The sequence below is a fragment of the Streptomyces sp. NPDC020801 genome (assembly GCF_044334385.1).
Taxonomy (GTDB): domain Bacteria; phylum Actinomycetota; class Actinomycetes; order Streptomycetales; family Streptomycetaceae; genus Streptomyces.
In genome coordinates, this window is record NZ_JBIRST010000006.1 from 369933 (window position 1) to 393751 (window position 23819).

Genomic DNA, 23819 nt, shown 5'->3' on the forward strand with positions numbered 1-23819 from the left:
TGGCTCGGAACCGAGGCGGGTTCCGGGCCACTTCTTTCGTCTGGGGCGCCGGGGCGTTGGGGCGCCTGACGTCGGGCCGCCGGGGCGCTGCGGCGCCTGCCGGGCACGTGCCTGCTCTGCCCTCTTCCTCAGGCCCGGGACGCGGCGAGGCCCGGGAACCCTGCGGTTCCCGGGCCCTGTGGGGCGGGGCGCGGCCGTCCTGCGCCGGCTCGCGGCCGCGTCCTACGCCGGTTCGCCGCCGAAGCGCTCCTTGTACGTCTCCAGGTCCTCGTCCGTCAGCTTGGCGAAGAGGACCGGCGGGACCGTGAAGGGGGTGCCGGCGGGGACGGAGGCCAGGGACCTCGCCTCGCCCGGCGTCACCCACGTCGCCGTGTCGCCGGTGAGGGAGAACGCGGAGCGCATCGCCTTCGCCGTGGCCGGGATGAAGGGCTCGGAGACCACCGCGTACAGGTGGATGAGGTTCATCGCCGTACGCAGGGTCAGGGCCGCGCCCTCCTGGTCGGTCTTGATCTCCAGCCAGGGGGCCTTCTCCTCGAGGTAGGAGTTGCCCGCCGACCACAGCGCGCGCAGGGCCGCCGCCGCCTTGCGGAACTGGAGCGACTCCATGTGCTCCTCGTACTCGGCGAGCAGGCGCGCGATCTCCTCGCCCAGCCGTGCCTCCGCCTCGCCCGGCTCGCGGCCCGCGGGGACCTCCTCGCCGAAGCGCTTGCGGGAGAAGGACAGGACGCGGTTGACGAAGTTGCCCAGGGTGTCGGCCAGGTCCTTGTTCACCGTGGCCGTGAAGTGCTCCCAGGTGAAGGAGGAGTCGTCCGACTCCGGCGCGTTGGCGATCAGGAAGTAGCGCCAGTAGTCCGCCGGGAGGATGTCCAGGGCCTGGTCGGTGAAGACGCCCCGCTTCTGCGAGGTGGAGAACTTCCCGCCGTAGTACGTCAGCCAGTTGAAGGCCTTGACGTAGTCGACCTTCTTCCACGGCTCGCGCACGCCGAGCTCGGTGGCCGGGAACATCACCGTGTGGAAGGGGACGTTGTCCTTGGCCATGAACTCCGTGTAGCGGACGCTGTCGTCCACGTCGTACCACCACGACTTCCAGTCGCGGCCCGCCGGGTCCTGGTCCGACCACTCCTTCGTGGCGCCGATGTACTCGATCGGCGCGTCGAACCAGACGTAGAACACCTTGCCCTCGGCCGCCAGTTCCGGCCAGGTGTCCGCCGGGACCGGGACACCCCAGTCCAGGTCACGCGTGATCGCGCGGTCGTGCAGGCCCTCGTTCAGCCACTTGCGGGCGATGGAGGAGGCCAGCTGCGGCCAGGCCTCCTCGTGGCGCGCCACCCATTCCTCGACCTCGTGCTGGAGCTTGGACTGGAGGAGGAAGAGGTGCTTGGTCTCACGGACCTCCAGGTCCGTGGAGCCGGAGATGGCGCTGCGCGGGTTGATCAGGTCCGTCGGGTCCAGCACGCGGGTGCAGTTCTCGCACTGGTCGCCGCGCGCCTTGTCGTAGCCGCAGTGCGGGCAGGTTCCCTCGACGTAGCGGTCCGGGAGGAAGCGGCCGTCGGCCGGGCTGTACACCTGGCGGATCGCGCGCTCCTCGATGAAGCCGTTGTCGTTGAGCCTGCGGGCGAAGTGCTGGGTGATCTCCACGTTCTCGGGGGACGAGCTGCGGCCGAAGTAGTCGAAGGCCAGCGCGAAGCCGTCGTAGACCGCCTTCTGCGCGTCGTGCGCCTGGGCGCAGAACTCGTCGACCGGGAGGCCCTGCTCCTTGGCCGCGAGTTCCGCCGGGGTGCCGTGCTCGTCCGTCGCGCAGATGTACAGCACGTCGTGGCCGCGCTGGCGCAGATAGCGCGAGTACACGTCCGCCGGGAGCATGGACCCCACCATGTTGCCCAGGTGCTTGATCCCGTTGATGTACGGAAGGGCGCTGGTGATGAGGTGTCGAGCCATCGCGGGCTGCTCCCAAGTCGCTACGTGGGGTGACGGCCGGCGGCTTCCGGGCCGTCCGATTCGTCTACGAACCTTGAAATCGTAGCCGACACGGGTGCGCCGCCCGCTTCCCGTTTTACGGGGTGGGAAGCGGGCGGCGCCGAGTCGTCCGGCGGTTCCGGGGGGTTACGGGCGCCAGGTGGCCAGTACGCCCTCGTAGAGCTCCTTGTCGGTGAGCTCGCGCGGGGCCGGGCCCGCGTGGAAGAAGGACGTGTTGTCCGTCTTCAGCTTGCGGAGGTAGTCGAAGGCCTTGTTGTCGTGCTCGCCGAAGGCGACGAAGGAGAAGAAGACCGTGGGGTGGTTCTCCGCCGCGTCGGTGAGGGCCTGGGTGGCGGGGGTCTTGGCGTCGGGGGCGCCGTCCGTCTGGAAGACCACCAGGGCCGGGGCGGCCGCGCCGTCCTTGCCGTCCGCCGACTTCGCGTGGTGGGCGAGGACTGCTTCCACGGCCGCGTGGTAGCTCGTACGGCCCATGCGGCCGAGGGCGGCGTGGACGTCGTCGATCTTGTTCTCGTGGTCGGAGAGGGTGAGGTCGGCGGTGCCGTCCACCTCCGTGGAGAAGAACGTGACGTGGACCGTCGCCTCGGGGTCGAGGTGGGCGGCGAGGGCGAGGGTCTGCTCGGCGAGTGCCTGGGCGGAGCCGTCCTTGTAGTACCCGCGCATGGACGCGGAACGGTCGAGGACGAGGTAGACCTTGGCACGGGTGCCGGTGAGGTCGTTCTTCTTGAGGGCGGCCGCGGCGGCCCGGTAGGCGGTGGTGAGGCCGGGGGCGCGCGTCTTGACCCGGGTGAGGGGAAGGGCCGGCTTGTCGGCGGCTTCGGCCTCGGGGGTGGCTTCGGGCTTGTCGGCGGCTTCGGCTTCGGCTTCGGGGGTGGCTTCGGGCTTGTCGGCGGGTTCGGCTTCGGGGGTGGCTTCGGGGGTGGCTTCGGGCTTGTCGGCGGCTTCGGCTTCGGCTTCGGGGGTGGCTTCGGGCTTGTCGGCGGCTTCGGCTTCGGGCTCGGGGGTGGCTTCGGCTTCCGGGGTGGCCTCGGGCTCGGGCTCCTCGCCGTCGGCGGATCGCGCGTCCTCGGTCGCGGCGACCGGCTGCGGTTCCGGGTCAGGGTCCGGCTGGTCGGTCGCCGTCGCCGTCGCAGGCTGCGGTTCCGGCTCGGGGGCCGGCTCCTCCGCCTCGGGCTCCTCGAGCGCGGCGGGCGTCTCCTGGGCCGGGTCCTCCTCCGCCTTGGGCTCCTCGGTCACCGGCTCTTCGGCGGGCGTGGGCTCTTCGGCCTCCGCCGGTTCCTCGGCCGCCACCGGTTCCTCGGCGGGCGTCGGCTCCTCGGGCGCCGGCGGTTCCTCCGCGGCCGCCGGTTCCTCGGCCGCCACCGGTTCATCCGCGGGCGTCGGCTTCTCAGGTGCCGAGGGTTCCCCGGACGCCTGGGGTGCCGTGGCCGGGGGCTCGGCCGCCGTCGGGTCCACCGGCTTCGCGGGCTTGGGGACGGCGAGGTTGTCGAAGGCCGCCGCGACAAGATCGTGTTCGCCGCGGGGGTCCGGGACCTGGACGGTGGCGGTGGCGGCGGGTTCGGATGCCGGAGACGGGACCTTGGGCTCCGGCTGCCGCGCGGCGGGGGCCGGGGTCGGCTCCTGGGTCGGAGCCTGCTCCGCACCCTCTGCTTCGGCCGTACGCCCCTTGCGTGATCGGCCGAACGCGTTCCGCAGGAGAGTGAGAATGCCCATGTGCGCAACCCTTCGCATGAGGTGATGCCCGTCAATCCCTGGCCAGGACGGACACGTAAGGTTAGCGGCCCCGAGTGATGATCTTGGGCAGGGTCGAGCACCGGGCAGCGGCCCGTGTCAACGGCACCCCCTGCCGTCCGTCCGCGCGCATCGGGCCGTCACGCCAACTCCTCACCGGGTTCAACCCGTTGACCGTCCGGTCAGGTGCCGGACGCCTCCCTCAGCGGGGCTCGTGGAGCGTGAGGTCGACCAGGAGCGCGCGGTGGTCGGTGCCCGCCAGGGCCAGGAAGCGGGCGCCGGCCGCGGAGAAGTCCCGGGAGACCAGTACGTGGTCGATCTGGACGCCCAGGGTGGGCGTGGTGCGGGCCGGCCAGCTGGGGGTGCGCTCGGCTCCGGCGAGGCGGGCGGCGTCGTACAGGCCGGTGTCGAGGATGCGGCGGAAGGCCGCGTGGTCCTGGGATGCGTTGAAGTCGCCGGCCAGGACGGTGGGGGTCCGTACGTCGGCGGCGGCGAAGGCGCGCAGGCGGGCGAGCTCCCGGTGCCAGAGTGCGGTCTGGCCGGGCAGCGGGGGCATGGGGTGCGCCAGTTGGAGCCGTACGGTGCGGCCGCGCACGTCGGCGAGCGCCCCCGGCATGCCCATCGTGCCGCGGACGCCGTCCGTGGCCCGCAGCGGATACCGGCTGAGCAGGACCGATCCCTTGGAACCGGCCGCCACCACCGCCCGCCGGTACGGATAGTCACCGCCGACCCCCTTCAGCAGGGCCGCCCGGCAGGTGTTCTCGCACTCCTCCACGAACACGAGGTCCGGCCGCTCCCGGCGGATCACCGGGACCAGAGCCGACGTGCCGCGGCCGAACTCCACGTTCGACGTCAGGACGCGCACCCCGGCCACAGGAGCGCCGGCCGGTTCCTCGGTCCTGCCGTACGGCTGGATGTACCAGGCCAGCAGCCCGAGCACTGCCACGCTCCACACCGCCCCGGCCCACCAGCGGCCGAGCAGCGCGAGGGCCAGGCCCAGCCCGGTGGGCGCGAGCAGCCACGGCAGGAAGGCGAGCAACTGCGGTACGGGGGTGATGCCGTCGCTGTCGGCGAGCCGGCATCCGACGACGACGCTCACCCCGGCCAGCAGCAGCCCGGCGCACCACGCCCCGAGCCGCCGTCCGCGCCGATCGCTCCCCGCCACGAGCCCCGAGCCTACGAGTGGCGGTCCACCCGCGCCAGGAATTCACCCCCGCCCCTTGCCGAACCGGGCGCCCACCTCCCTGGCGGTCAGACTTCGACGCGTGTGGGCCGTTGAGGCTGGGCCGGAGGGGGTGTTGCGGACGCCCGGCGGCGTCGGGCGGGGCGGGAGCGCCCGGTGAGCCAGGCCAGGGCGGCGACGGTCAGGCCGAGGGCCACCAGTGTCCAGGAGGCGGTGCGCAGGGTGGCGGTGAGCGCGTCGTAGACGGCGCCCACGGCCGGGTGGGACACCTCGTCGGGCAGGTCGGCGAGGGTCAGGCTGCGGCCGACGGCGAGGGCGAGGGCGAGCAGCGCGCCGCCGAGGGCGGTGCCGAGCGCGGTGGCGGTGAGCGCGCGGCGGCGGCAGGCGGCCAGCGTGATGCCGGCGACGGCGAAGGCGACGGCCGCCACCGGGAGCCAGAATCCGGCGACTTCGAGCACGTTGAACCCCTTCCGCAGACGGCTCAGATCCTGGGCCGGGACCAGGGCGACCTCGGTGTGTTCGACGGGGATGCGGCCGGCGAGCGGCACGTGCTCCTGGGCGAGCTGGGCCTTGACCTGGGCGGTGACGGGGGCGAGATCGACGGTGACCGGACGGTCGGGCTCGTCGCGCTCGTCGCGCAGCGCGCGCAGCACGGCGTCGTGGGCGGCCCGGTTGCCCTCGTTCCACGCCGTGCGGAAGGCCGTGGTCTGAGTGAACGAGCGCACCGCGTCGTGCACGAAGGGCGCGACGGTCCCGCGCGTCGCACGGGCGTCCATCCGCTGGCCGATCTCGTGGCCGATCTCGTGCATGATCCCGTCCCCGACGGTGTCCGCGATCGCGTCGCGCACGTCCGGGTCGTGGGCGAGCGGCTCCATCGTGGTGACGTAGCGGCCGGTGTCGGCGAGGCCGTAGGCCGCCCAGGCCGACAGCGCGCCGAACGGCACGAGCAGGCACGAGAGGGCGATCAGCACGGCCGACAGGCCGCTTCGCAGGCGTCGGGACACGTTCCCAGGCAATGCCCGAGGGGGCGGGCGCGCGAGCGGGGGGACGGCAATCGGGTGACCACGGAAAGTCACCGTGAGGGGGTGCGGCATCTGCGGGGCCTGCGGGGCCCACGGGTCTGCGGGGGCTGCGGGTCTACGGGGCCTACGGGTCGGCGGGGCCTGCGGGCCTGCCGGGGGTGCGGGTCTGCGGGGTCTGCGGCCCACGGGCCCACGGGCTCACGGGCCCGTGGGGGCCGCTGCAGGTGTGCGCGCGACGGCGGGCCGTGGGGCCCGGCGCGCTGCCGGAGTCCACGGCCCGCTCGGTCCGCCCGGGTCAGATGTGGTGGCCCTCCGCGTCCTCGTGCGTGTAGCACCAGTAGAAGCAGATGAGGCCCGCGATCACCCCGACTGCCAGCGAAAGACCGCTCGACAGCAGCACCGACTCGCCGCTCTGGCTGTACAGGAAGCCGAACGCGATACCGACGTAGGCGAACCACAGCGTGGCGTGCAGCTCGCGCCGCAGGCGCGGGCCCAGGTACAGGACGCCCACCGTGACCAGGGTGAACACGATCGTGGTCACGAACCCGAACGCGAGGTTCCAGCCGGTGACCGGCCCGCCGCTGCGCCGGATGGCCGCGGCCCAGTAGCCGTAGATCAGCCCGATCGCGAGGGGCACCGCCCACCGTCCGACGGCGTGGGCCCGTTCGGTGAAGAGGTCGGTCGGGTGGGCGCGCGTGTCGCGGGTGGTGCCGATGGGCAGGGGTGCCGCGTGAGCCATGAGAGCGCTCCTCTCTCCTCGTCCCCGCCTACCAGAGCACACCTGCCGGGGGGCCCTGGCAAGTCGGTGGGAGGCCCGGATGCGGGCCGTGGCCGCCTGTGCTGTGCTGAGCGTCGTGAGCGACGGCGGCACGGACCCGGACGGCCTGCCCGACGGGTATCGGCGGACCGGCCGCCGGGACGGCGTCGCGCCGCGGCAGCAGCTGCTGCGGGTACGCGGCCGCAGCGTCGCCTGGGTTCCGCCGCTGCTGCTGCTTCTCGCCATCGCGGCGATCGACCGGAGCACCGGCGGCGAGTTCCGGACCATCTCCTGGATCGTGCTGGTGCCCGGCATCTGCGCCGCGATCTGCGGGGTGTGGACGACGGCCGCCTTCGCCGCGCTGTCGCTCGTCACGTACGTCGTGGTCGACAGCGCCTGGCCGCATCAGTACCGGACCGGGATACCCGACTTCATCCTCGTCGCCGCGGGCGGCGCGCTCGCGGTGCTGGCCTGCGCGGTCCGGCTGCGCGGCGAGCGGCTGATGCTGCACATGCAGGACGTGGCGGCCACCACCCGCCGCGCCGTACTGCGCCCGCTGCCGCCGGGCTGGGGCGGCCTGGACCACGCGGGCGTCTATCTGGCGGCGGACTCCGACGCCCGTATCGGCGGCGACTTCTACGACATCCAGCCCGGCCCGGCCGGCACCCGCGTCCTCCTGGGCGACGTACAGGGCAAGGGTCTCGGCGCGGTGGCGACGGCGGCCGCGCTGCTCGGCACCTTCCGGGAGGCCGGCTACCACGAGCGGGACCTGGTGACGGTCGCCGACCGCCTGGAGACGCGGATGGTGCGGCACCGCCGTCACGCCGCGGCGCTCGGGCGGGACGAGGAGGACCGCTTCGCCACCGCCGTCCTGCTCGGGTTCCCCGAGGACGACCCGGACGTGGTGAAGGTCGTCAACTTCGGCCACGAGCCGCCCCTGGTCGTCGGCCCGGCGGGGGTCCGGCGGCTGCCGCCCGGCGACGGACTCCCGCTCGGTCTCGGCGAGTTGGCCCCGAACGGGCCGCCGCCGGTGCGCCGGGCACGGCTCGCCCCCGGCGAGACCCTGCTGCTGTTCACGGACGGTGTGACGGAGGCCCGCGACGGCACCGGGGCGTTCTACCCGCTCGCCGCCGAACTGGCCCGCGCCGTCGCCGCCGATCCGCGCACCGCCGAGCCGCAGCGCCTGGTCGCCCATGTCCGGGACGGTACGCTGCGCCACTGCGGCGGGCACCTCGGCGACGACACGACGATCTTCGCGGTACGGCGCACCGCCGCCCGCGATGCGGTCGCCGGGCGTTCACGGGTCTGACGCCCGCCTTCCCGGCCGCAGCGGTTACGGTGCTGCGTACACGACCGGACGCCACCGACCGGACGCGGCCGTACCAGACGCGACCGACCGGATGCGGCCGTACCGACCGGATGCGGCCGTACCGACCGGATGCGGCCGACCGATCACCGACGCGGGGGGACGATGCCCGGAACCGTGCTGCTGCTCGCGGCCTCACCCGTGGGCCGGGGGCGTCTGGTGGACGCCGCCTCCGTGCTCCCGGTGCTCGCCGCCGTCGAACCCGCCGTGCTGTCGGGTACGGACACCGCGACCGTCGTCGAACTCGCCGACCCGCTGGAGCCGCAGGCCGTGCTCACCCGGCTGCGTGCCGCCGCCGCGTCCCCCGGCCCGCTGACCGTCTTCGTCACCGGCCAGCTCCAGCTCGACCGCCGCCAGCATCTGCCCCACCTGGCGCTGGCCCGCACCACCGCGGCGACCGTCCGCTACACGGCCCTGCCCTGGCACTGGCTGCGCGAGGAGCTGCGGCTGCGCCCGGACGGCACGACCACGCTCGTGGCCGATCTGCACGCGGACCCGCAGTGCTGGCAGCGGCTGCGCGAGCGGCCGCTGGAGTGCGGCCGCAACATCGCCGTGTACGGCAGGGTCGCGCCGCCCCCGGCCCGGCGCACGGTGGCGGTGCCGTCGTACATGAAGGCGGTGGCGACGATCCTGCGCAGCGGACACCGGCCGCCGCCGGAGCAGCTGCACGAGCAGGCGCTGGCGCGGCTGGCCGGCGAGGACGGCGGCCCGGGCCTGGTGCTCAGCGCGCGGCGGCCGGCGGCGGCCGACCCGCACGCCGCCATCACCGCCTGTGTGAAGTCGGGGCGGCACGGCGACGCCGACGCGCTCGCCGCGCGCTGGGAGCGGGCGGCCGTGCAGGCGCACGGAGCCGCCTCCGAGGACGCGCTGCACTGGGCCGAGGTCCGCGCGGACCTGGCGATGTTCGCGGGCGACGCGGCCCGCAGCTGTCGGGCGTGGCTGACCGTCGCCGCCACCCGGCTGGCCATGGGGCAGACCTTTGACGCCCCGGAGGTCGAGGCCGCCGTCGACCGGGCGCACCACCAGTGGGGGCAGATCCACGACCCCGCACGCGCCCGCGAACTCGGTCCCGTCCTCGCGGAGTTGCGCGGACGGGTGCCCGGCCGGCGGCAGGGCGCACTGGACCATGTACGGCGGCAGCTGCGACAGCTGGAGGGGGCCCGGCTCTGACCGGGCGGTCCGGTCGTGTCCGGCGGTCCGGCTCTGCCCGGCGGTCCGGTCGCAGCACTAGCGACCCTGGACGGTGTGCTGGGCCGGGGGTGCCGGGTCCGCCGCTCTCGCCGGGCCCGCGTTGGCCGCGGTGATCAGGGCGGCCACGGCGATGACGGCTGCGCCGAATCCTCTGAGGTAACGCGCGGAGATGCGTTCATGGCGCGCGACAGGGCGTCCGAGCACGGCAACCGACCTCGCAACGACAGTGATGGATTAAGCACGTTTAACGCGCTCTCCAACCTAGGGGGTGAGGGCCCCGAACGGGAAGGCTTTCAAGGGGAGTTGGGGCCATCCGGGGTGGTTTTGCGGTATTGGCGGCAGGCGGGCGAAGCGGCTCGCCGTAAGTCGGCTTACTGGCATGATTAACCGCATGGCGAAGCGGGACGACCCGGCGACCATCGGGCGCCGGGTGCAGCGATTACGGCACGAACGAGGGATGACACAAAGACAGTTGGCCGAACCGGCGTACACCCCCGCCTATATCTCCACCCTCGAGGCCGGCCGGGTCCGCCCCTCCGACGAGGCGCTGAAGCACGTGGCGGAGCGGCTCGGGGTCGCCTTCGACGAACTGGCCACCGGGCGCCCCGCCCAGCTCGCCACCGACCTGCGCCTGCGGATGACCGAGGCACAGCGCACCCTCGCCACCGGGGAGACGGAGCGGGCGGCCGAGCAGTACGCCCGGCTGCTCGCGGAGGCCGAGCGGCACGAGCTGACCGATGTGCAGGCCGCGGCCCTGCTCGGGCTCGGCGAGTGCGCCCTGGAGACCGGTGAGCTGGCGAGTGGACGGCAGTACTTCGAACGGTCCGAACGGGCCCTCGCCGACGCGCCGCTGCCCGCCCGCGTCCCCGCCCTGCGCGGCCGCGCCGTTTCCCACTACCTGGCCGGGGAGCTGCGGTACGCCGTCTATCTCCTCGAGTCCACCCTCGACGAGCTCAACCGCAGCGGTCTGCACGACCCGGACGCCCTGCTCCTCCTCTACGCCGGCGTCATCGGGCCGTACATGGACATGGGCGCGCACGCGCGGGCGGCCCAGGCGGCCGAGTTCGCGCTCGCCCTCGCCCCGCAGGCGGGCGATCCCGCGCTGGTCGCCCGGATGCACCGCTCGGTCGCCCGCACCCTGCTCGCCGAGGGCCGGATCGCCGAGGCCGACGCCTCGCTCGCCAGGGCCGCCGAGCTCTACCGCACCCTTCGGCTCCGTACCGAACTCGCCAACTGCCACTGGATGCGCGGCTACGTGTACGCCCAGAACGGCGAGCTGGAGCGCGCCGAGGACGAGCTGCGCGCCGCGCGCACCATGCTGTCCGCCCGCCGCGCCGCCCTCTACACCAGTCAGGTCGCGGTGGAGCTGGCCGACGTCCTGCACCGGCGCGGCAAGTCGGAGGAGGCCGCCGACCTGTTGCGGCACGTGCTCGGGGAGCTCTCCCCCGAGCGGGGCGCCGTGCACGCGGCCGCCGCACACCGCCTGCTGGGCATCATCGCCGAGGACGCCCGCGACACGGAGGCCGCCGAGGAGCACTACGTCCGCGCGCTGAGCCTGCTGGAACGGGCCGGCGCGGCCGGCGACCTCGCCGACCTGTGCCGTCTCCTGGGCGACCTGCTCCGTCGCACCGGCCGGGTGGAGGCGGCCCTGGACGCCTACCGGACGGGCCTGGGCCACCGCACGGCCCCCGGCACCACGACACTGGGGCCCGCGCCCGCCCAGCCTCCCCTGTGACCCGGTCGTCGAGCCTCTCCTCCGGCCCGGTTGCCCGGCCTCCCCCGTGACCCGGTTACGCGGCCGCGCCCCGGGTACCCGGGCGCCCGTCGGGGCAGGCTCGGTACGCGTGCGCCAGGTACGGGCACGTGCCCGTGTCCATGTCCGAGCCTGTGTTCCGTGCCCGTGCCCGTGCCCGGACGGTGCCGGCCGCGCCGATGTCGTGAGGAGGCGGTGGCCGTGCGGCCCAGGGACGACGACTGCGGCGCCCCGGGCGAGGAACCGCGCCGACGCGGCCGCCGGGACGGTACCCCCGAGCGGGACAACGCGGGTGAGCCGGTGTGCGATCCGGCGGAGGGCGGGCCCGGGACCGTCGCCGATCTGATCGCCGAGGGGGCCGGCGGCGTGACGCCGGGTGAGGTTCCGCACCGGCTGTGTGCCGTCGCGCTGACGCTGCTGCCGGTGACCGGGGCCAGCGTCTCGCTGCGCGGCGACGGAATGCCCGTGCAGATGGGCGCCAGCGACGAGGCGGCCGCGCACATGGCCGAGATCCAGGCCACCCTCGGAGACGGGCCCTCCCTGTACGCCGCCGAGATCGGCGCCCCGGTACTGGCCGGCGACCTGACGGGCGGACGGGACGCCCGGCGCTGGCCGGTGTTCGCCCAGCAGGCGGCCGAGGCCGGTGTGCAGGCCGTGTACTCCATCCCGCTCGGCAGCGACGCGGTCTGCGTGGGCACGCTCGACCTGTACGGCGCCACCCCGCACGAGCTCAGCAGGCGGGAACTGCACACCGTGCAACTCGTGGCCGCCGCGATGACGCTGGCGCTGATGTCCCTGCCCCGCGACGAGGACGACGAGGGGGCGGGAGAGGGCGCAGAGAGCTCCTGGCTGAGCGGTCTCCTCACCGACCAGGACGAGGTGTACCAGGCCATCGGCATGATCATGGTTCAGCTCGGGGCCGGGGCGGACGAGGCGGTGGCGCGGCTGCGGGCCCGCGCCTTCACCCAGGGCCGTACGGCACTGGAGGTGGCCCACGAGGTGACCACGCACCGGACGAGGTTCGACCGCGACTAGGGGGCGGCGCGGCGACCGCCGAACTGCGCCGGGGCTCAAGGAAGTTGTGGGCGTGTCTGCGCCGTGGTCCGCGCGCGGCCGATCATAGGGTCGTGGTCATGGACATAGTCGCCCTGCTCGCCGTCACCCTGGTGGTGCTCGTCGGCCTCGTCAGTGATGCGAGCCGGTTCTCCCGGGCCGACCGCCGCATTGCACGCGTGGAACGCAAACTCGACCTGATCATCGACCACTTGGGCCTGCGCGAGGAGGACCCGGCGCTGGACGAGGTGACCGGGCTGGTCCGCGCCGGAAAGCGGATCGAGGCGATCAAGGTCTACCGGGAGGCCACCGGCGCCGGTCTGAAGGAGGCCAAGGAGGCCGTCGACCGCATCGCGGCCTGAACGGCCGAGTCGGCGCGGCCCGCCGCCGTTCGGGTGAGCGGATCGGCGCGGCCGGGGCCCGGCGGCGCTTCACGGGTCACCGGCCGGCGGCGGGTCCGGCCTGTGCGCGGGCCTGGCGGTGGATGTCCGTCAGACGCTGCGCGCCCAGCTGGGCCGCCTGGCCGGCCAGGTCTTCCGGCACCGGGCCCGGCGCGCCGTCAGTGAGGGTGATCGCGTCGTCGCCGACCCGGACCACGGCGACGTCGAGGGTGAGGGTGGTCGTCCCCCCCTCGTCCGAGGCCCCGAAGAAGGCGATCCGCAGCCCCTGGCGGGCGTCCCCCGCCTCCGGCAGGGCGAGGTCGAGGACCTGTACGTCCTGCACGCCGGCCCGCGTGGTCGTCGCCGTGAACCGGGCGCACTTCTGCGGCAGCGTCCTGAGCCAGGCCAGGGTGCGGTCCACGTCCGCCGCGCGGAGGGCGAGTACCTGGTAGTGCAGCTGGGCGGCGTCGTCGGCGTCGTCGAAGCCGGCCACCGCCTGGGTGGCGGTGGGGACGCCGAGCAGCTCGTCGGCGTAGAGGGCGTCGAGGAGGCGCTGGCAGTCGGGGGCGTCGGTCCGTGCCTTGAGCACCCCGTCCCGCCAGGTCGCGGCGCCCTGCGTGGGGGCCCACGGGCCGCCCAGGTCCGCCTCGGTGAGCAGCGCGGATTGCGCCTGGGCCGTGGTGAGCGCGCCGACGGGGCTCGCGGAGCCGGGCGCGGACGGGCGCGATGCCGCAGCGGCGGCCGAGGGCGCCCCGGCGGCCCGGTCCGTCCCCCCGGACCCGCAGGCGGTCGTGGCCAGCAGGACGGCTGCGCCGAGCACACCGGCGTGCAGGACACGGGCGGCCGGGGGACGGGTCATGGGGTGCCTCCAGACGTACGGACTGCTCACTGCGGGCGGCTCACTGCTCACTGCGGACTGCGGGGTCTCGAGTCGCGTCGGTCCTCTCACGGCACCACCGAGTCGCCGCGCCCACCAGCGAGCCGGGCCGTCCGGGTGAGGTGCCGGGGGAAACCGGTCGCGCCCGCGCCCGGCCCGTCGCTTCCGTCCGGCCGCTGAGGCGCGCCCTTCGCCGTCCCCGGGTCCCCCGCCCCCTCCGGCGAGGAGGACCCCGGTGCACGCCCGCCCGGGTGGTGATCGGGGAGCCCGGCGGAGGGCGGCGGGGCGCGGCATCGCGCGCCGCCGCGCTGTGGCCCCGACGCTTAGGGTCGCTGTGACGGAAGGAGTCCCGCGTGACCGGTCAGCCCATTCCCGTGATCATCGACTGCGACACCGGCGTCGACGACGCTCTGGCCCTGCTCTTCGCCGTGCGCCACCCGGATCTGGACCTGCGCGCGGTCAGCTGTGTCGCCGGGAACACGGACGTGGACCAGGTGGTGCGCAACACCCTGACCGTCCTGGAACAGGCGGGCGCCGGCGACGTCCCCGTCGCGCGGGGCGCCGAGCGCCCGCTGATCGAGCCCGCCCGCAACGCCCACCACGTGCACGGCCACGACGGCATGGGCGATCTCGGCCTGCCCGCGCCGGCCCGCCGGCCCCTCGACGTGCATGCGGTGGCGTTGCTGCGCCGGGAGATCCTCGCCTCCCCCCGTCCGGTCACCCTGATCCCGACGGCTCCCCTGACGAACATCGCGCTGCTGTTGCGCACGCATCCCGAAGTGACCGGCAACATCGAGCGGATCGTCTTCATGGGCGGCGCGGTGGCCACCGGGAACGCCACGGCGGTGGCCGAGTTCAACGTCTGGCACGACCCGGAGGCGGCGGCGGTCCTGCTCACCGCGGGGGTACCGATCACCATGTACGGACTCGACGTGTTCGAGCGGGTGGTCGTCCCGGCCGCGGATGTGCGGCGGTTGCGGGAGAGCGCGGAGCCCGGCGCGCGCCTCGCCGGGCGCCTGCTGTCCCACCGCGACCCGGCGACCTACAACGCCCCGTCCGACGAACTCGGCGACGCCTCCGGCGGCCTCGGCGACGCGGGCGCGGTCTGCTCGGTCGCCGACCCCGTGGGGCTGACCACGCACCGGTTGCCGGTGGAGGTGAACCTCGCGCCGGGCCCGGCACGGGGTCAGACGGTGGTCGACCGCCGCCCCCGCCCCGGCGAGGCGGAGCTGCACGGCGAGGCGCGCGAACAGCCGCTGCTCGACGTGGCGTTGGACATCGACGCCGAGCGGTACGTGAGGCTGTACCTGGCCACCGTCGAGGGTGTCCGGAAGGGGTGGTCCCGGGAGGGGCGCTCCCGGGGGTCCCAGGAGGGGCGCTCCTAGGTGGTGTCGGCGGACCGGACCGCCCACCGCTGTTCCACCTTCGCCACCTTCCAGTACGTCAGTGCCGCCGCCCACACCGCGACGAACAGGCCGACGATGACGTAGCCCACGTTGTCGAGGTCCAGGCCCGCGATCCAGCCGGTCAGGTCGTCACGCAGGTCGAGCTTGTCGCGCACCACGCCGACCAGCTCGATGGTGCCGATGAAGAAGGCGACGGCGATGGACAGGCCGGTGATGGTCAGGTTGTAGAAGACCTTGCGGACCGGGTTGGAGAACGCCCACTGGTAGGCGAAGTTCATGAAGGTGCCGTCGAGGGTGTCGAACAGGCACATGCCCGCGGTGAACAGCAGCGGCAGGCACAGGATCGCGTACCAGGGCAGTCCGGCCGCCGCGCCCGAGCCCGCCATCACCATCAGCGTGACCTCGGTGGCCGTCTCGAAGCCGAGCCCGAACAGGAAGCCCAGCGGGTACATCTGACCGGGCCGGGAGATCGACCTGGTGAGACGGCCGAGGAAGCGGTTCATGAAGCCCCGCGAGTCCAGGTGCTGTTCGAGTTCCGTCTCGTCGTACGTACCGGCCCGCATGGACCGGAAGACCTTCAGGATGCCGAGCAGGGCGACCAGGTTGAGGGCGGCGATGAGGTAGAGGAAGGTACCGGCGATCGTCGTCCCCATGAAGCCGAGCACCTGGTGGGTGCGCGAGCCCTCGTTCATGACCTTGCCGGCCAGCGAGGTGCCGCCAGCGATCAGCAGGGCGAGCACCACGACCACGCTGGAGTGGCCGAGGGCGAACCAGAAGCCGACCGACACCGGGCGCTTGCCGTCCGCCATCAGCTTGCGGGTGGTGTTGTCGATGGCGGCGATGTGGTCGGCGTCGAAGGCGTGCCGTACGCCGAGGGTGTAGGCGGTGACGCCGAGGCCGATGCCGAAGGCCTTCGTCCCCACCTGGTAGTGCTCGGGGACGACGAGCAGGAACAGGATGCCGAAGGCGACGACGTGCAGTGCGGTGATCACCGCCATCAGGCCCGCGGTCTTCAGGGTGTCCTCGCGCCGCCAGCGGAAGGACGTCTTGTGGGCAGGGTCGGGCAGGGCCATCCGGTCTTCACGCTCCAGCACCTCGTGGATCACTTCGTGAGCTGCCGTGGCCGGTCTCCTGGCTTACGGGTCGTGCGTTCCCGGTCCGCCTTCCCGGCCGTCGCACGACGGCCAGTGGCTGCCCCTTGCGGGACGTGGGCCCGGAACTCCCCGATCACAGTGGCGAGGGCCGCTCCGGCATGGACCCCCTGAGGGGCCGTCACCGGCTTCCCGAACACCACGGCCCGCCAACCGTAGAGGTGCGAGCGCTTCCCTGCATAGCTGCATACCTGCGCAGGTATGGAAGATCACAGAAGTGGCCTGCGAGGATGGCGGCATGCATCTCGTCCCGGCCGACCGCGCAGGCCGCCGTACGATCGACGGCCACCGGGTCTGCGACGCCATCGCCGCGATCGGCGAACCCGGTCACGTACGCACCTGGGCCGACCGCTTCTCCCTGCTCGCCGACCCCCGGCGGCTGGCACTCCTGCTGGCTCTGCACCGCACCGGGCCCCTCGCCGTCTCCGACCTCGCGATCGCCACCGGCATGAACGACCCCGCCGTCTCGCAGGCCCTGCGGCTGCTGCGGGCGGCGGGGGTCGTGACGGGGGAGAAGGAGGGCCGCGTGGTGCGGTACCGGGTGGTGGACGCGGAGGTCGCCGCGCTGCTCAAGCACTGCGGCTGACCGGCGGCAAGCCGGCCCCCTGGCTGGAGGACACCCCCGAGGGTGTGCCGGCCTTCGCCCGCTGTGCGGGCCGGCGGTGCGTCACCAACCTCTCCGGCAGCGCGGTTCCGCTCCCGGGGGAGGCGCTGCTGAGCAGTGCGCCACTGGCGGCGAGCCGGCTGGAGGCGGACACCACCGTGTGACTGACCTGGCCACGAGTCCTTCCTCTCCCGGCCCTTTGTCTCCCGGCCCTTCCTCCCTGGCCCTTGCCCCCTCGCCCTTCCTCCCTGCTGCTCACCCCACCTGCTCACCCCACCTGCTCACCCCACCGTCGGGCTCGGGCTCGGATTCGGGTTCGATCCGCCGTCGATCACCAGCGGGCTCGACGTGGCGTTCGGCGGCGGGGTGAGCACCACCTCCGGCTGGCCGGCGGGCGGGGGCGGCGGGGTCAGGTCGGTGTCGGGCAGCTTCGGCGGGGTCGTCTCCTGGAAGTTCACCTGGTCGAAGTTGACCAGTCCGGTCTGCTCCATCACCGTGATGTGGTCGAGCACGGTGGCGTTGGCCTGGTTGGCGAGCTGGCGTACCAGGGTGTTCTTGGTGGTGGAGCGGATCTTCGCGATCGTGTTGAAGATCGAACCGTGCGTCACACGCAGGATGTTGGCCATGTCGTTGTCGAACTGCTTGCCGCTGTCCGAGTTGAGGGTGTTGACGAAGCCCTGCTGCTGAGGGCTGGCCAAGTTGGGCAGCGTGATGTTCAGCATCGGCGCGATCTTGCGGCAGCTGGCGTCCAGCGCCGCGTGCCCGTCGATCAGGTGCTGTCCGGCGGTCACGACCGCCTTGGTGGTGCCCTTCTTCACGGCCATCTGACCGACGGGGTACTCCCACAGCCCGGCCGCGCGCACCTTCACCACGAAGTCCCGGTCACCCTCCGTCAGGGGCCCCCACTGCGTCTGCGCGATGACGCGCGAGGGGTCGCTGGAGACCTTGGTGACTCCGAGCATGCTGGGATAGGCGAGCGCGACCAGGGTCAGGCTGAGAGCTCCGCCCACGAAGAGAGTTCCCGTCGCGTTCCGCGAAAAGCGCACCGTGCCTCCTGCCCGGTCATGTGTCCCGCCCATGGGCGGTTCGGACGCACAGGAGTACGGATCGGATAGCGGGAACAACCTTTTGATTGGGTAAAAAGTCGCGGCGGCCGGGGTGTTGGCAGGTGCGGGGAAGGTTGACGCAACGTTGACCGCGCCGTGGGAGAGCTCTGGCAGGGGCCCGCCCTAGATTCGGCCGTATGCCCCCACAACCCCGCGGTGTGCCCACCGCGCTCCCCGTCCTGCCCTACCGCAAGCCCACCAAGGGCCGTGACTACTGGGTCATCGACGACGTCCTGCCCGACGCGGACGCCGTACGGGAGCGGTGTCTGGCCAAGGACGACTGGGTCAAGGGGTATCCGTACACCTCGGAGACCTGGCCCGGGCTGCGGACCATGCCGGGCCTGGAGCCGTCCGAACTGGCCCGGGTCGAACGGCTGGTGAGGAAGGCGACAGGAGCGAAGGAACTCCGGGTGCAGCAGGCCCCCGGCGGCGGCACCCTCAACCACAACTGCGTCCAGGTGGTCGGCGAGGGCGAGAGCGAGCCGAGGCCGCACACCGACTCACGGGCGCTGTGCCGGTACGCGGCCGTGCTGTACCTCAACCCCTCGGTGCCCAAGGACTGCGGGACCAGCTTCTACCGTCAGTCCCTGCCGGGTGGCCGGCTCGGCGGCAACGTCGTGCAGGCCCCGCACAACAACCTTGTCGAGGCCCTCGGTACGCGGTTCGTGGCGCCGGACGCCTTCGAGGAGGACGTCCGCGTGCCGCACAAGGCCAACCGGTTGCTGCTCTACCACGCCAACCTCGTGCACAGCGCGACCGGTTACTCCGGACGCACACTGGAGGAGAAGCGGATGACGGCGGTCTTCTTCTGGATGGCGTGACCGCCGGGGCGGCGCCCGGTGCCCCTTCCCGCGCCGTCCTCAGCCGCGGCGGCGGCACCACAGCCACAGGGCGCCCATGCCCAGCGACGCCGCGGTCAGGGCGATGACCACGACCGGCCAGTGGCTGCCGTCCAGGCTCACGTCGGTGACCAGCACGCCCACGACCACGGCGACCGGCACCAGGAGGGAACCCAGGACGCGGACCCGGGCGGCCACGCCGGGGGGGCCGGGCCGCGGTCGCCGGCGCGGCGGCGCAGTGGGCGCGTCGAAGTAGAAGCGGGTGGCGCGGTCCGCGAACCGGGCGGTCCCGGCGTCGTAGGCCCGCGCCATGTACGGCAGCCACACGAGTGGTGCCACCATGCCCACGGCGAAGGTCACCGCCAGCAGCGACCAGTGCGCGGCCTGCTGCCACCGGGACGCCCGGACGGCGGATCCGGGCGGAGCGAGCAGCCCGAGCAGGCGGGCCATGCGGACGGTGACGGTCCACAGGGCGGCGATACGCCGGATGGTGCGGCGGGCGGGGTGCCGGTGGGGATGTGGCTCGGGGCGCTGATCGGAACGCCTCTCGCAGCCTTGGCGGCAAGCCCGCCCCGAACGCCGCCGGGACCGCCCTGCGGAGCGTCGTCCCGAACCCTGTCCGGGACCCTGTCCGGGACCCTGTCCGGAACGCCGGGCGGCCAGGCGGGCGGTCTGGGCGTTCAGGGCCTGCCGGGCCGGCCCGACGTCGCCGTAGACGCCCTGGAGGACGAGGAGTTCGGCGGCCCGCTCGGAGCCGGTCGGGTCGCGGCCGTCCAGCGCGGCCAGGTCCAGGGCCAGGCGCGCCTGGCTGAGCAGGGCGGCGCAGAAGGCGACCGGCACGAGCACGAGGAACGGCCCCCCGACGAAGGCACCCTGGCTGACCGTGTTCCGCCGGCCCCGGGCGACCAGCCGGGCGCGCAGTTCGACCGGTTCGCCCCGGGGGAGGCTTTCCGCCGCCCGCTTGGCGCGCGGGCCCATCCGGCGCACCGCGAACAGGGCCAGGGTCTCGGGCAGGTGCGGCGGGTCGGCGAGCACCTCCCGCAGCAGCGACCGGGAGAGGTCGGAGTCGTCGGGCACGGCGGTCAGTACCGCAGGGCGGTGCCCACCTCCGCCTTCACCGAACCGGAGAGCTGGTGGGTGCTGCGGGCGGTGCCCTTGGCCGTCTTCCCGGCCGGGACGTCACCGATGGTGACCACGACCGTGTCGAGCAGATTGCCGCCGGAGTCCTTGAAGTTGACCTGGACGGCGAAGGACTTCGTCGAGTCGGCCTTGTTGGCGACCGTGACGTCCACCGTGGTGCGTCCGTCCGAGGCGGTGGCCGGGGCGCCCAGCGTGACGGCGCTGCGGGCGTCGATGCCGTTCTTCACCTCGTCCAGCCGGTGGCCCGCCTCCGCGGTCGCCGAGGCCAGTACGTCGTTGGCCTGCGAGGCCAGTGAGGAGGCGGCCGAGGCGGCCTTGCTCACCGAGCCCGAGGGGCTGTTGCCGCTGTTGTTGCCGGAGCAGGCGGTCAGGCCGGTGGCCAGTACCGCCGCCAGCGTCGCGCCCGTCGTCCATCGTGCCCGGTGACCGGTCATCGCGCCTCCCAGTGGTCGTGCGTCCGGCCCCGCCGGGGGAAAGGGGCGGGGTCTTCGTGGTCTCCCTTCAGTGAAGGGCCGGGGACGGACGGACGCACGTGGACATCAGCCGTATGGGCACCCGTGAGCGACATACTCGCCTCATGGACCAAGGAGTGGACGACATGAGCGACAGCCGTACCGTGGGCGTCCTGGGCACCGGGATCATGGGCGCCGCGATGGCCCGTAACCTCGTGAGGGCCGGACACACCGTCCGGGTCTGGAACCGCACCCGCGCCAAGGCGGAGCCGCTGGCCGCCGACGGCGCCCGGGTCGCCGGCACCCCGGCCGAGGCGGTGCGGGACGCCGATGTGGTGCTGACGATGCTGTACGACGGCGGCACGGTGCTGGAGGTCATGCGCGAGGCCGCTCCGGCGGTGCGCCCCGGGGCCGCGTGGGTGCAGTCGACCACGGCCGGCCCGGAGTCGGTCGGCGAACTGGCCGCGCTCGCCCGCGAGCACGGCCTGGCCTTCTACGACGCGCCGGTGCTGGGCACCAGGCAGCCGGCGGAGGCCGGTCGGCTGACGGTGCTGGCGGCGGGACCGGCAATGGGCCGGGCGGCGGTGACGCCGGTGTTCGAGGCGGTCGGCGTGCGCACGGTGTGGACCGGCGAGGACGGGGCGGCGGCCAGCGCGACCCGTCTGAAGCTGGTGGCCAACAGCTGGGTCATCGCGGCGACGGCGGCGACCGGCGAGGCGCTGGCCCTGGCCAAGGGGCTCGGCGTGGACCCGCGGGACTTCTTCGGCCTCATCGCCGGCGGCCCGCTCGACATGGGCTATCTGCACGCCAAGGCCGCCCTCATCCTCGACGACGAGCTCCTGCCGCCGAGTTTCGCGGTGGCGACCGCGGAGAAGGACGCCCGCCTGATCGTCCAGGCCGGGGAGCAGCACGGCGTCCGCCTGGACGTGGCCGCCGCGGCCGCCGAACGCTTCGCCCGCGCCGCCGCCCAGGGCCACGCCGGCGAGGACATGGCCGCGGCCTACTTCGCCAGCTTCGACACCGGGCCGCGCGACTAGTTGCTCGCCGGTCGATCACCCAGGGGTGATCGACGATCTGCGGCCGCCGGTCGCCGCAGCCGCCGTGCCGGTGCGCTCAGCCCAGGCAGACCACGAGCAGGCACAGCTGCGGGGGAGACGACGGCGAGGACGGCGACGACGGGGTGGCCGTGGCGCCCGTGCCCGAGGGCTGGGAGGTTCCCGTGCCGGTGCTGCCGGTGCTGCCGGTGCTGCCGGAGGCGGTGGATCCGGAGGATCCGCTCGTGCCGGAGGATCCGGTCGTCCCGGAGGAGTGCTGCGTCGTGGCGGAGGACTGGGCGGGGGCCGATCCACCGGAGGCGGTGTCGGTGGAACTGCCCGAGCGCGCGGCGGACGACGTCGTGTCGGAGGCCGTGTCGTGCGCTGCCGCCCGGCCCGTACGAGGGGGCGCGGCGGCGTCCGGGTGGGCGTCCGGCGCGGGGGAGCCGTGGGGCGCCGGGGCCGGGGCCGCGGGGTGCCGGTCCGGGGAGGCGGGCGACGCGTGCCGGCCGTCGGCGTCGCCCGAGGCCGGACGGGTGCGCGGGGCCGGCTGCCTCCCCAGGGTGTCCGTGTGCGCGGCCTGCGGCGCCGGGGCGGCCTGGGCGCGGTCGGCGGGGTGCCGGTCCAGCGAGGCGACGGTCAGGCCACCGCCGACCAGGGCCACGGCCGTGGCGACCAGGGCCCGGCGCTGGGTCTTCTTCCAGCGGGCCCGCTGACGGCGCCGGGCCGCCCGCCCCGCCCGCTGCCGCGCTGCCGCCGGGTCCGTGACACCGGTGGGAGTCTCGGCGGGGGCGTGCGCGGGCGGGTCGGCCCGCGGGATCACGTCCGGTCCGCCCGTGGGCTCCCACGTGGAGGACGCCGCGGCCCCGGTCGCCGCGAGGCCCGCGGCGGCGCCCGGGGCGAAGGGCACGGCGGAGTCCGTGGTGGCGTCCGGGGCTATGTCCGGCGCGTACGCGCCGCAACCCGGGCACACCAGGGCGCCGTTGAGGTGCCGTCGGCACGTGGAGCAGTAGTCCATCCGGTCTTCCGGTCTTCCTGTTTTCGGCCAGCCGAGCGGCCAGTCACGCTAACAAGGCTTTCCAGGCACTGTGTGCAGCCCGTGTGACGCTCCTGCGGGGATTCGAGGACTGTGGGCCGCCCGGACGCCGGTCAGGGCGCCGCGCTGAACCGCACCGGGTCGATCCGCATCTGACTGGGCGGGCGTGTGGAGGAAGGACGGAATGTGCACAACGGCGAGAGGGCGGCGGCCATGCCCAGCAACGGCGCGCGGCTCGGCCGCATCGGCCGTTATCCGGTGCGGTGGCACACCGCCCTGCTGACCGTGTGGACGGTGGTCTGGTTCGTCGTGGCCGAACGACACGGCGCCGTGTCCTGGCACTACCTCAGAACCGGTGAGGAACTGCTGTTCAGCCAGGTGCCGGGCGGCGGCCTCGCGCTCTACGCCAACCACCCCGAGCTGCAGATCGGCCCGGTCAGTTTCGTCGTCGCCGCGCTGTTCGAACCGTTCCCCGCCGCCGTGAGCGAGAACTTCGCCGAGGCGTTCATGTCCGGCCTGGGCCTGTACATGCTGGTCCTCATCGGGCGTACGGCCGCCGAGCACAACCTCGGCACGGGCCTGAACCACCGGCGCCTGCAGCAGCGCGTCCTGGTCGCCGGGGCCGCCTTCATCCCCATGTGGGTGGAGGTCTCGGTGCGGTTCGCGCACCTGGACGACGTGCTCGCGCTGTTCTTCACCACCCTCGCCGTGCGCGCGCTGGTACGCGGCAACGCCACCGCCCTCGGCGTGCTGCTGGCCCTGGCCGTGGACTCCAAGCCCTGGGCGGTGGGCTTCCTGCCGCTGCTGCTCGCACTGCCCCGGCCCGTACGGCCCCGCGCCGTCGCCTGGGCCGTGGGGCTGGTGGCCGCCGCCTGGCTGCCCTTCTACCTCACCCACCTGGAGACCTTCGCCGCGGCCCGTTTCACCATCCCCAACCAGCCGGCCTCGTCCCTGCGGTGGTTCGGCGTGAACGACCCCGCCACCCCCTGGTGGGACCGCCCCGCGCAGATGACCCTGGGCATGGCCCTGGGCGCGCTGGCGGTCCGCAGGCACCGCTGGGCGGCCGTGGTGCTGCTGGCCGCCGACGCGCGCATCGTGCTGGACCCGAGCGTGTACACGTACTACAACGCCTCGGTGCTGCTCGGCACCTTGATCTGGGACTCCATCGGCCAGCGGCGGCTGGTGCCCTGGGTGAGCTGGATAGCGCTGATCTCCCTCTACGGCAGCGTCCTGGTGATTCCCTCCGACTCCGCCCGGGGCCTGATCCGGCTGGCCTTCGCCGTCGGCTCCGCCGTGTACGTGCTGTGGTGGCCCCAGCGCACGCCCCGCAACAAGCGGGGCGCGGCGGGGGGTTCGGGCCCGCCATGGCTGCCGGGGCAGCGCACCTCGCCCAACGGTCAGGCGAGGTCGGTCAGTTCGTCGGCGTAGACCTGCGAGAGCGGCTGCGGGCCCACGTACTGCTGGCAGTTGCACTGGCCGGTCTCAAAACGCAGCGGCTTCTTGTTCTCGTCCCAGGCGGTCGGCACCTCCACCCGCTCGTGGCACCGGCCGCCCTTGTCGTGCTTGGCCAGATGATGGGTGCAGCCGCACACCGGCTCCGGCGGCCGGTGCGCCGCCTCCACGGCCAGACGCTCGGACTGCGCCGCCTCCATCAGCTCCAGCTTCCGCTGGTGCCGGTTGCGCAGTGCGGTGCGGACGGTGTCGGCGAGCCATGCGAAGCCGCCCGTCCAGAACAGGATCAGTACCCACCAGATCCAGCTCATC

Annotated in this window: 24 protein-coding genes and 1 riboswitch; of the genes, 11 read left to right on the forward strand and 13 right to left on the reverse strand. The window is 73.7% G+C overall.

All coding sequences use genetic code 11. The annotated features are described in order from the left end of the window. Window positions 1–222: 222 nt before the first annotated feature. From metG to ACH4UM_RS15785, 5 genes are all read right to left on the reverse strand, one after another. On the reverse strand, window positions 223–1938 hold the full coding sequence (gene metG / locus ACH4UM_RS15765) for a methionine--tRNA ligase (RefSeq protein WP_398178462.1): 1716 nt from the start codon (window positions 1936–1938) through the stop codon (window positions 223–225). Between the two features lie 165 nt (window positions 1939–2103). Then, a complete protein-coding gene (locus ACH4UM_RS15770) occupies window positions 2104–3687 on the reverse strand; it encodes a VWA domain-containing protein (protein WP_398178465.1) in 1584 nt (527 codons plus the stop codon). Between the two features lie 220 nt (window positions 3688–3907). After that, window positions 3908–4870: an endonuclease/exonuclease/phosphatase family protein gene (locus ACH4UM_RS15775; protein ID WP_398178467.1), complete on the reverse strand. Its 963-nt coding sequence runs from the start codon at window positions 4868–4870 to the stop codon at window positions 3908–3910. A gap of 86 nt (window positions 4871–4956) precedes the next feature. Next, window positions 4957–5892 (reverse strand): hypothetical protein, encoded by a 936-nt coding sequence (locus ACH4UM_RS15780; RefSeq protein ID WP_398178470.1) that lies wholly within the window; start codon window positions 5890–5892, stop codon window positions 4957–4959. A 313-nt stretch (window positions 5893–6205) separates the two neighbouring features. Next, window positions 6206–6649 (reverse strand): hypothetical protein, encoded by a 444-nt coding sequence (locus ACH4UM_RS15785; protein ID WP_398178473.1) that lies wholly within the window; start codon window positions 6647–6649, stop codon window positions 6206–6208. A 79-nt stretch (window positions 6650–6728) separates the two neighbouring features. Between ACH4UM_RS15785 and ACH4UM_RS15790 the strand changes: the two genes are divergently transcribed. Next, the gene (locus ACH4UM_RS15790) at window positions 6729–7976 is read left to right on the forward strand and encodes a PP2C family protein-serine/threonine phosphatase (RefSeq protein ID WP_398178475.1); all 1248 of its coding nucleotides are present in this window, start codon (window positions 6729–6731) and stop codon (window positions 7974–7976) included. A 162-nt stretch (window positions 7977–8138) separates the two neighbouring features. After that, window positions 8139–9203: a hypothetical protein gene (locus ACH4UM_RS15795; RefSeq protein ID WP_398178478.1), complete on the forward strand. Its 1065-nt coding sequence runs from the start codon at window positions 8139–8141 to the stop codon at window positions 9201–9203. A gap of 57 nt (window positions 9204–9260) precedes the next feature. Here ACH4UM_RS15795 and ACH4UM_RS15800 read toward each other — a convergent pair whose 3' ends face one another. Next, entirely contained in the window at window positions 9261–9428 is a 168-nt protein-coding gene (locus ACH4UM_RS15800; RefSeq protein ID WP_398178481.1) for a hypothetical protein, read from the reverse strand. 187 nt (window positions 9429–9615) lie between these two features. Between ACH4UM_RS15800 and ACH4UM_RS15805 the strand changes: the two genes are divergently transcribed. The 3 genes from ACH4UM_RS15805 (at window position 9616) to ACH4UM_RS15815 (ending at window position 12392) form a co-directional block, all read left to right on the forward strand. After that, window positions 9616–10959 (forward strand): tetratricopeptide repeat protein, encoded by a 1344-nt coding sequence (locus ACH4UM_RS15805; protein ID WP_398178484.1) that lies wholly within the window; start codon window positions 9616–9618, stop codon window positions 10957–10959. A 219-nt stretch (window positions 10960–11178) separates the two neighbouring features. Beyond that, entirely contained in the window at window positions 11179–12012 is an 834-nt protein-coding gene (locus ACH4UM_RS15810) for a GAF and ANTAR domain-containing protein (protein ID WP_398178487.1), read from the forward strand. 98 nt (window positions 12013–12110) lie between these two features. Further along, the gene (locus ACH4UM_RS15815) at window positions 12111–12392 is read left to right on the forward strand and encodes a ribosomal protein L7/L12 (protein ID WP_398178490.1); all 282 of its coding nucleotides are present in this window, start codon (window positions 12111–12113) and stop codon (window positions 12390–12392) included. Window positions 12393–12468: 76 nt separating this feature from the next. Here the strand turns inward: ACH4UM_RS15815 and ACH4UM_RS15820 are convergent, their stop codons facing one another. After that, window positions 12469–13269: a hypothetical protein gene (locus tag ACH4UM_RS15820; RefSeq protein WP_398178493.1), complete on the reverse strand. Its 801-nt coding sequence runs from the start codon at window positions 13267–13269 to the stop codon at window positions 12469–12471. Window positions 13270–13640: 371 nt separating this feature from the next. On the opposite strand from ACH4UM_RS15820, the gene ACH4UM_RS15825 reads away from it, so the two are divergent. Beyond that, complete coding sequence (locus ACH4UM_RS15825) at window positions 13641–14672, forward strand: nucleoside hydrolase (protein WP_398178496.1); 1032 nt, start codon at window positions 13641–13643, stop codon at window positions 14670–14672. On the opposite strand, the gene ACH4UM_RS15830 is transcribed toward ACH4UM_RS15825, so the two are convergent. Next, entirely contained in the window at window positions 14669–15766 is a 1098-nt protein-coding gene (locus ACH4UM_RS15830) for a HoxN/HupN/NixA family nickel/cobalt transporter (protein WP_398178689.1), read from the reverse strand. The two genes, ACH4UM_RS15825 and ACH4UM_RS15830, sit on opposite strands and share 4 nt — an antisense overlap. Before the next feature lie 30 nt (window positions 15767–15796). Further along, window positions 15797–16003: riboswitch (cobalamin riboswitch) on the reverse strand. A 79-nt stretch (window positions 16004–16082) separates the two neighbouring features. Here ACH4UM_RS15830 and ACH4UM_RS15835 point away from each other — a divergent pair. After that, entirely contained in the window at window positions 16083–16430 is a 348-nt protein-coding gene (locus tag ACH4UM_RS15835; protein WP_398178498.1) for an ArsR/SmtB family transcription factor, read from the forward strand. Between the two features lie 44 nt (window positions 16431–16474). After that, window positions 16475–16612, forward strand: a complete 138-nt coding sequence (locus ACH4UM_RS15840) for a hypothetical protein (protein ID WP_398178501.1) — start codon at window positions 16475–16477, stop codon at window positions 16610–16612. A gap of 117 nt (window positions 16613–16729) precedes the next feature. On the opposite strand, the gene ACH4UM_RS15845 is transcribed toward ACH4UM_RS15840, so the two are convergent. Then, the gene (locus ACH4UM_RS15845; protein WP_398178504.1) at window positions 16730–17458 is read right to left on the reverse strand and encodes a DUF4142 domain-containing protein; all 729 of its coding nucleotides are present in this window, start codon (window positions 17456–17458) and stop codon (window positions 16730–16732) included. Window positions 17459–17691: 233 nt separating this feature from the next. Between ACH4UM_RS15845 and ACH4UM_RS15850 the strand changes: the two genes are divergently transcribed. Next, window positions 17692–18375 carry a DUF6445 family protein gene (locus ACH4UM_RS15850; RefSeq protein WP_398178506.1) on the forward strand — a complete coding sequence of 228 codons (684 nt, stop codon included), beginning with the start codon at window positions 17692–17694 and terminating at the stop codon, window positions 18373–18375. Between the two features lie 39 nt (window positions 18376–18414). Here the strand turns inward: ACH4UM_RS15850 and ACH4UM_RS15855 are convergent, their stop codons facing one another. Beyond that, window positions 18415–19470, reverse strand: coding sequence for a hypothetical protein (locus tag ACH4UM_RS15855; protein ID WP_398178509.1), 1056 nt, complete (start codon window positions 19468–19470; stop codon window positions 18415–18417). A 5-nt stretch (window positions 19471–19475) separates the two neighbouring features. After that, a complete protein-coding gene (locus ACH4UM_RS15860; RefSeq protein ID WP_398178511.1) occupies window positions 19476–19967 on the reverse strand; it encodes a hypothetical protein in 492 nt (163 codons plus the stop codon). A gap of 164 nt (window positions 19968–20131) precedes the next feature. Between ACH4UM_RS15860 and ACH4UM_RS15865 the strand changes: the two genes are divergently transcribed. Next, complete coding sequence (locus ACH4UM_RS15865) at window positions 20132–21022, forward strand: NAD(P)-dependent oxidoreductase (protein WP_398178513.1); 891 nt, start codon at window positions 20132–20134, stop codon at window positions 21020–21022. A gap of 76 nt (window positions 21023–21098) precedes the next feature. On the opposite strand, the gene ACH4UM_RS15870 is transcribed toward ACH4UM_RS15865, so the two are convergent. Further along, a complete protein-coding gene (locus tag ACH4UM_RS15870; RefSeq protein ID WP_398178516.1) occupies window positions 21099–22037 on the reverse strand; it encodes a hypothetical protein in 939 nt (312 codons plus the stop codon). A gap of 231 nt (window positions 22038–22268) precedes the next feature. Between ACH4UM_RS15870 and ACH4UM_RS15875 the strand changes: the two genes are divergently transcribed. Beyond that, window positions 22269–23483 carry a hypothetical protein gene (locus tag ACH4UM_RS15875; protein WP_398178692.1) on the forward strand — a complete coding sequence of 405 codons (1215 nt, stop codon included), beginning with the start codon at window positions 22269–22271 and terminating at the stop codon, window positions 23481–23483. On the opposite strand, the gene ACH4UM_RS15880 is transcribed toward ACH4UM_RS15875, so the two are convergent. Beyond that, the gene (locus ACH4UM_RS15880) at window positions 23453–23818 is read right to left on the reverse strand and encodes a hypothetical protein (RefSeq protein ID WP_398178519.1); all 366 of its coding nucleotides are present in this window, start codon (window positions 23816–23818) and stop codon (window positions 23453–23455) included. The genes ACH4UM_RS15875 and ACH4UM_RS15880 overlap by 31 nt on opposite strands. Window position 23819 lies beyond the last annotated feature (1 nt).

Bases quoted from the DNA above. Each gene is read 5' to 3' on its own strand.
- metG (WP_398178462.1), bottom strand. From the start codon at position 1,938: ATGGCTCGACACCTCATCACCAGCGCCCTTCCGTACATCAACGGGATC.
- ACH4UM_RS15770 (WP_398178465.1), bottom strand. From the start codon at position 3,687: ATGGGCATTCTCACTCTCCTGCGGAACGCGTTCGGCCGATCACGCAAG.
- ACH4UM_RS15785 (WP_398178473.1), bottom strand. From the start codon at position 6,649: ATGGCTCACGCGGCACCCCTGCCCATCGGCACCACCCGCGACACGCGC.
- ACH4UM_RS15790 (WP_398178475.1), top strand. From the start codon at position 6,729: ATGCGGGCCGTGGCCGCCTGTGCTGTGCTGAGCGTCGTGAGCGACGGC.
- ACH4UM_RS15795 (WP_398178478.1), top strand. From the start codon at position 8,139: ATGCCCGGAACCGTGCTGCTGCTCGCGGCCTCACCCGTGGGCCGGGGG.
- ACH4UM_RS15805 (WP_398178484.1), top strand. From the start codon at position 9,616: ATGGCGAAGCGGGACGACCCGGCGACCATCGGGCGCCGGGTGCAGCGA.
- ACH4UM_RS15815 (WP_398178490.1), top strand. From the start codon at position 12,111: ATGGACATAGTCGCCCTGCTCGCCGTCACCCTGGTGGTGCTCGTCGGC.
- ACH4UM_RS15820 (WP_398178493.1), bottom strand. From the start codon at position 13,269: ATGACCCGTCCCCCGGCCGCCCGTGTCCTGCACGCCGGTGTGCTCGGC.
- ACH4UM_RS15830 (WP_398178689.1), bottom strand. From the start codon at position 15,766: ATGGCCCTGCCCGACCCTGCCCACAAGACGTCCTTCCGCTGGCGGCGC.
- ACH4UM_RS15835 (WP_398178498.1), top strand. From the start codon at position 16,083: ATGCATCTCGTCCCGGCCGACCGCGCAGGCCGCCGTACGATCGACGGC.
- ACH4UM_RS15850 (WP_398178506.1), top strand. From the start codon at position 17,692: ATGCCCCCACAACCCCGCGGTGTGCCCACCGCGCTCCCCGTCCTGCCC.
- ACH4UM_RS15860 (WP_398178511.1), bottom strand. From the start codon at position 19,967: ATGACCGGTCACCGGGCACGATGGACGACGGGCGCGACGCTGGCGGCG.
- ACH4UM_RS15865 (WP_398178513.1), top strand. From the start codon at position 20,132: ATGAGCGACAGCCGTACCGTGGGCGTCCTGGGCACCGGGATCATGGGC.
- ACH4UM_RS15870 (WP_398178516.1), bottom strand. From the start codon at position 22,037: ATGGACTACTGCTCCACGTGCCGACGGCACCTCAACGGCGCCCTGGTG.
- ACH4UM_RS15875 (WP_398178692.1), top strand. From the start codon at position 22,269: ATGCCCAGCAACGGCGCGCGGCTCGGCCGCATCGGCCGTTATCCGGTG.
- ACH4UM_RS15880 (WP_398178519.1), bottom strand. From the start codon at position 23,818: ATGAGCTGGATCTGGTGGGTACTGATCCTGTTCTGGACGGGCGGCTTC.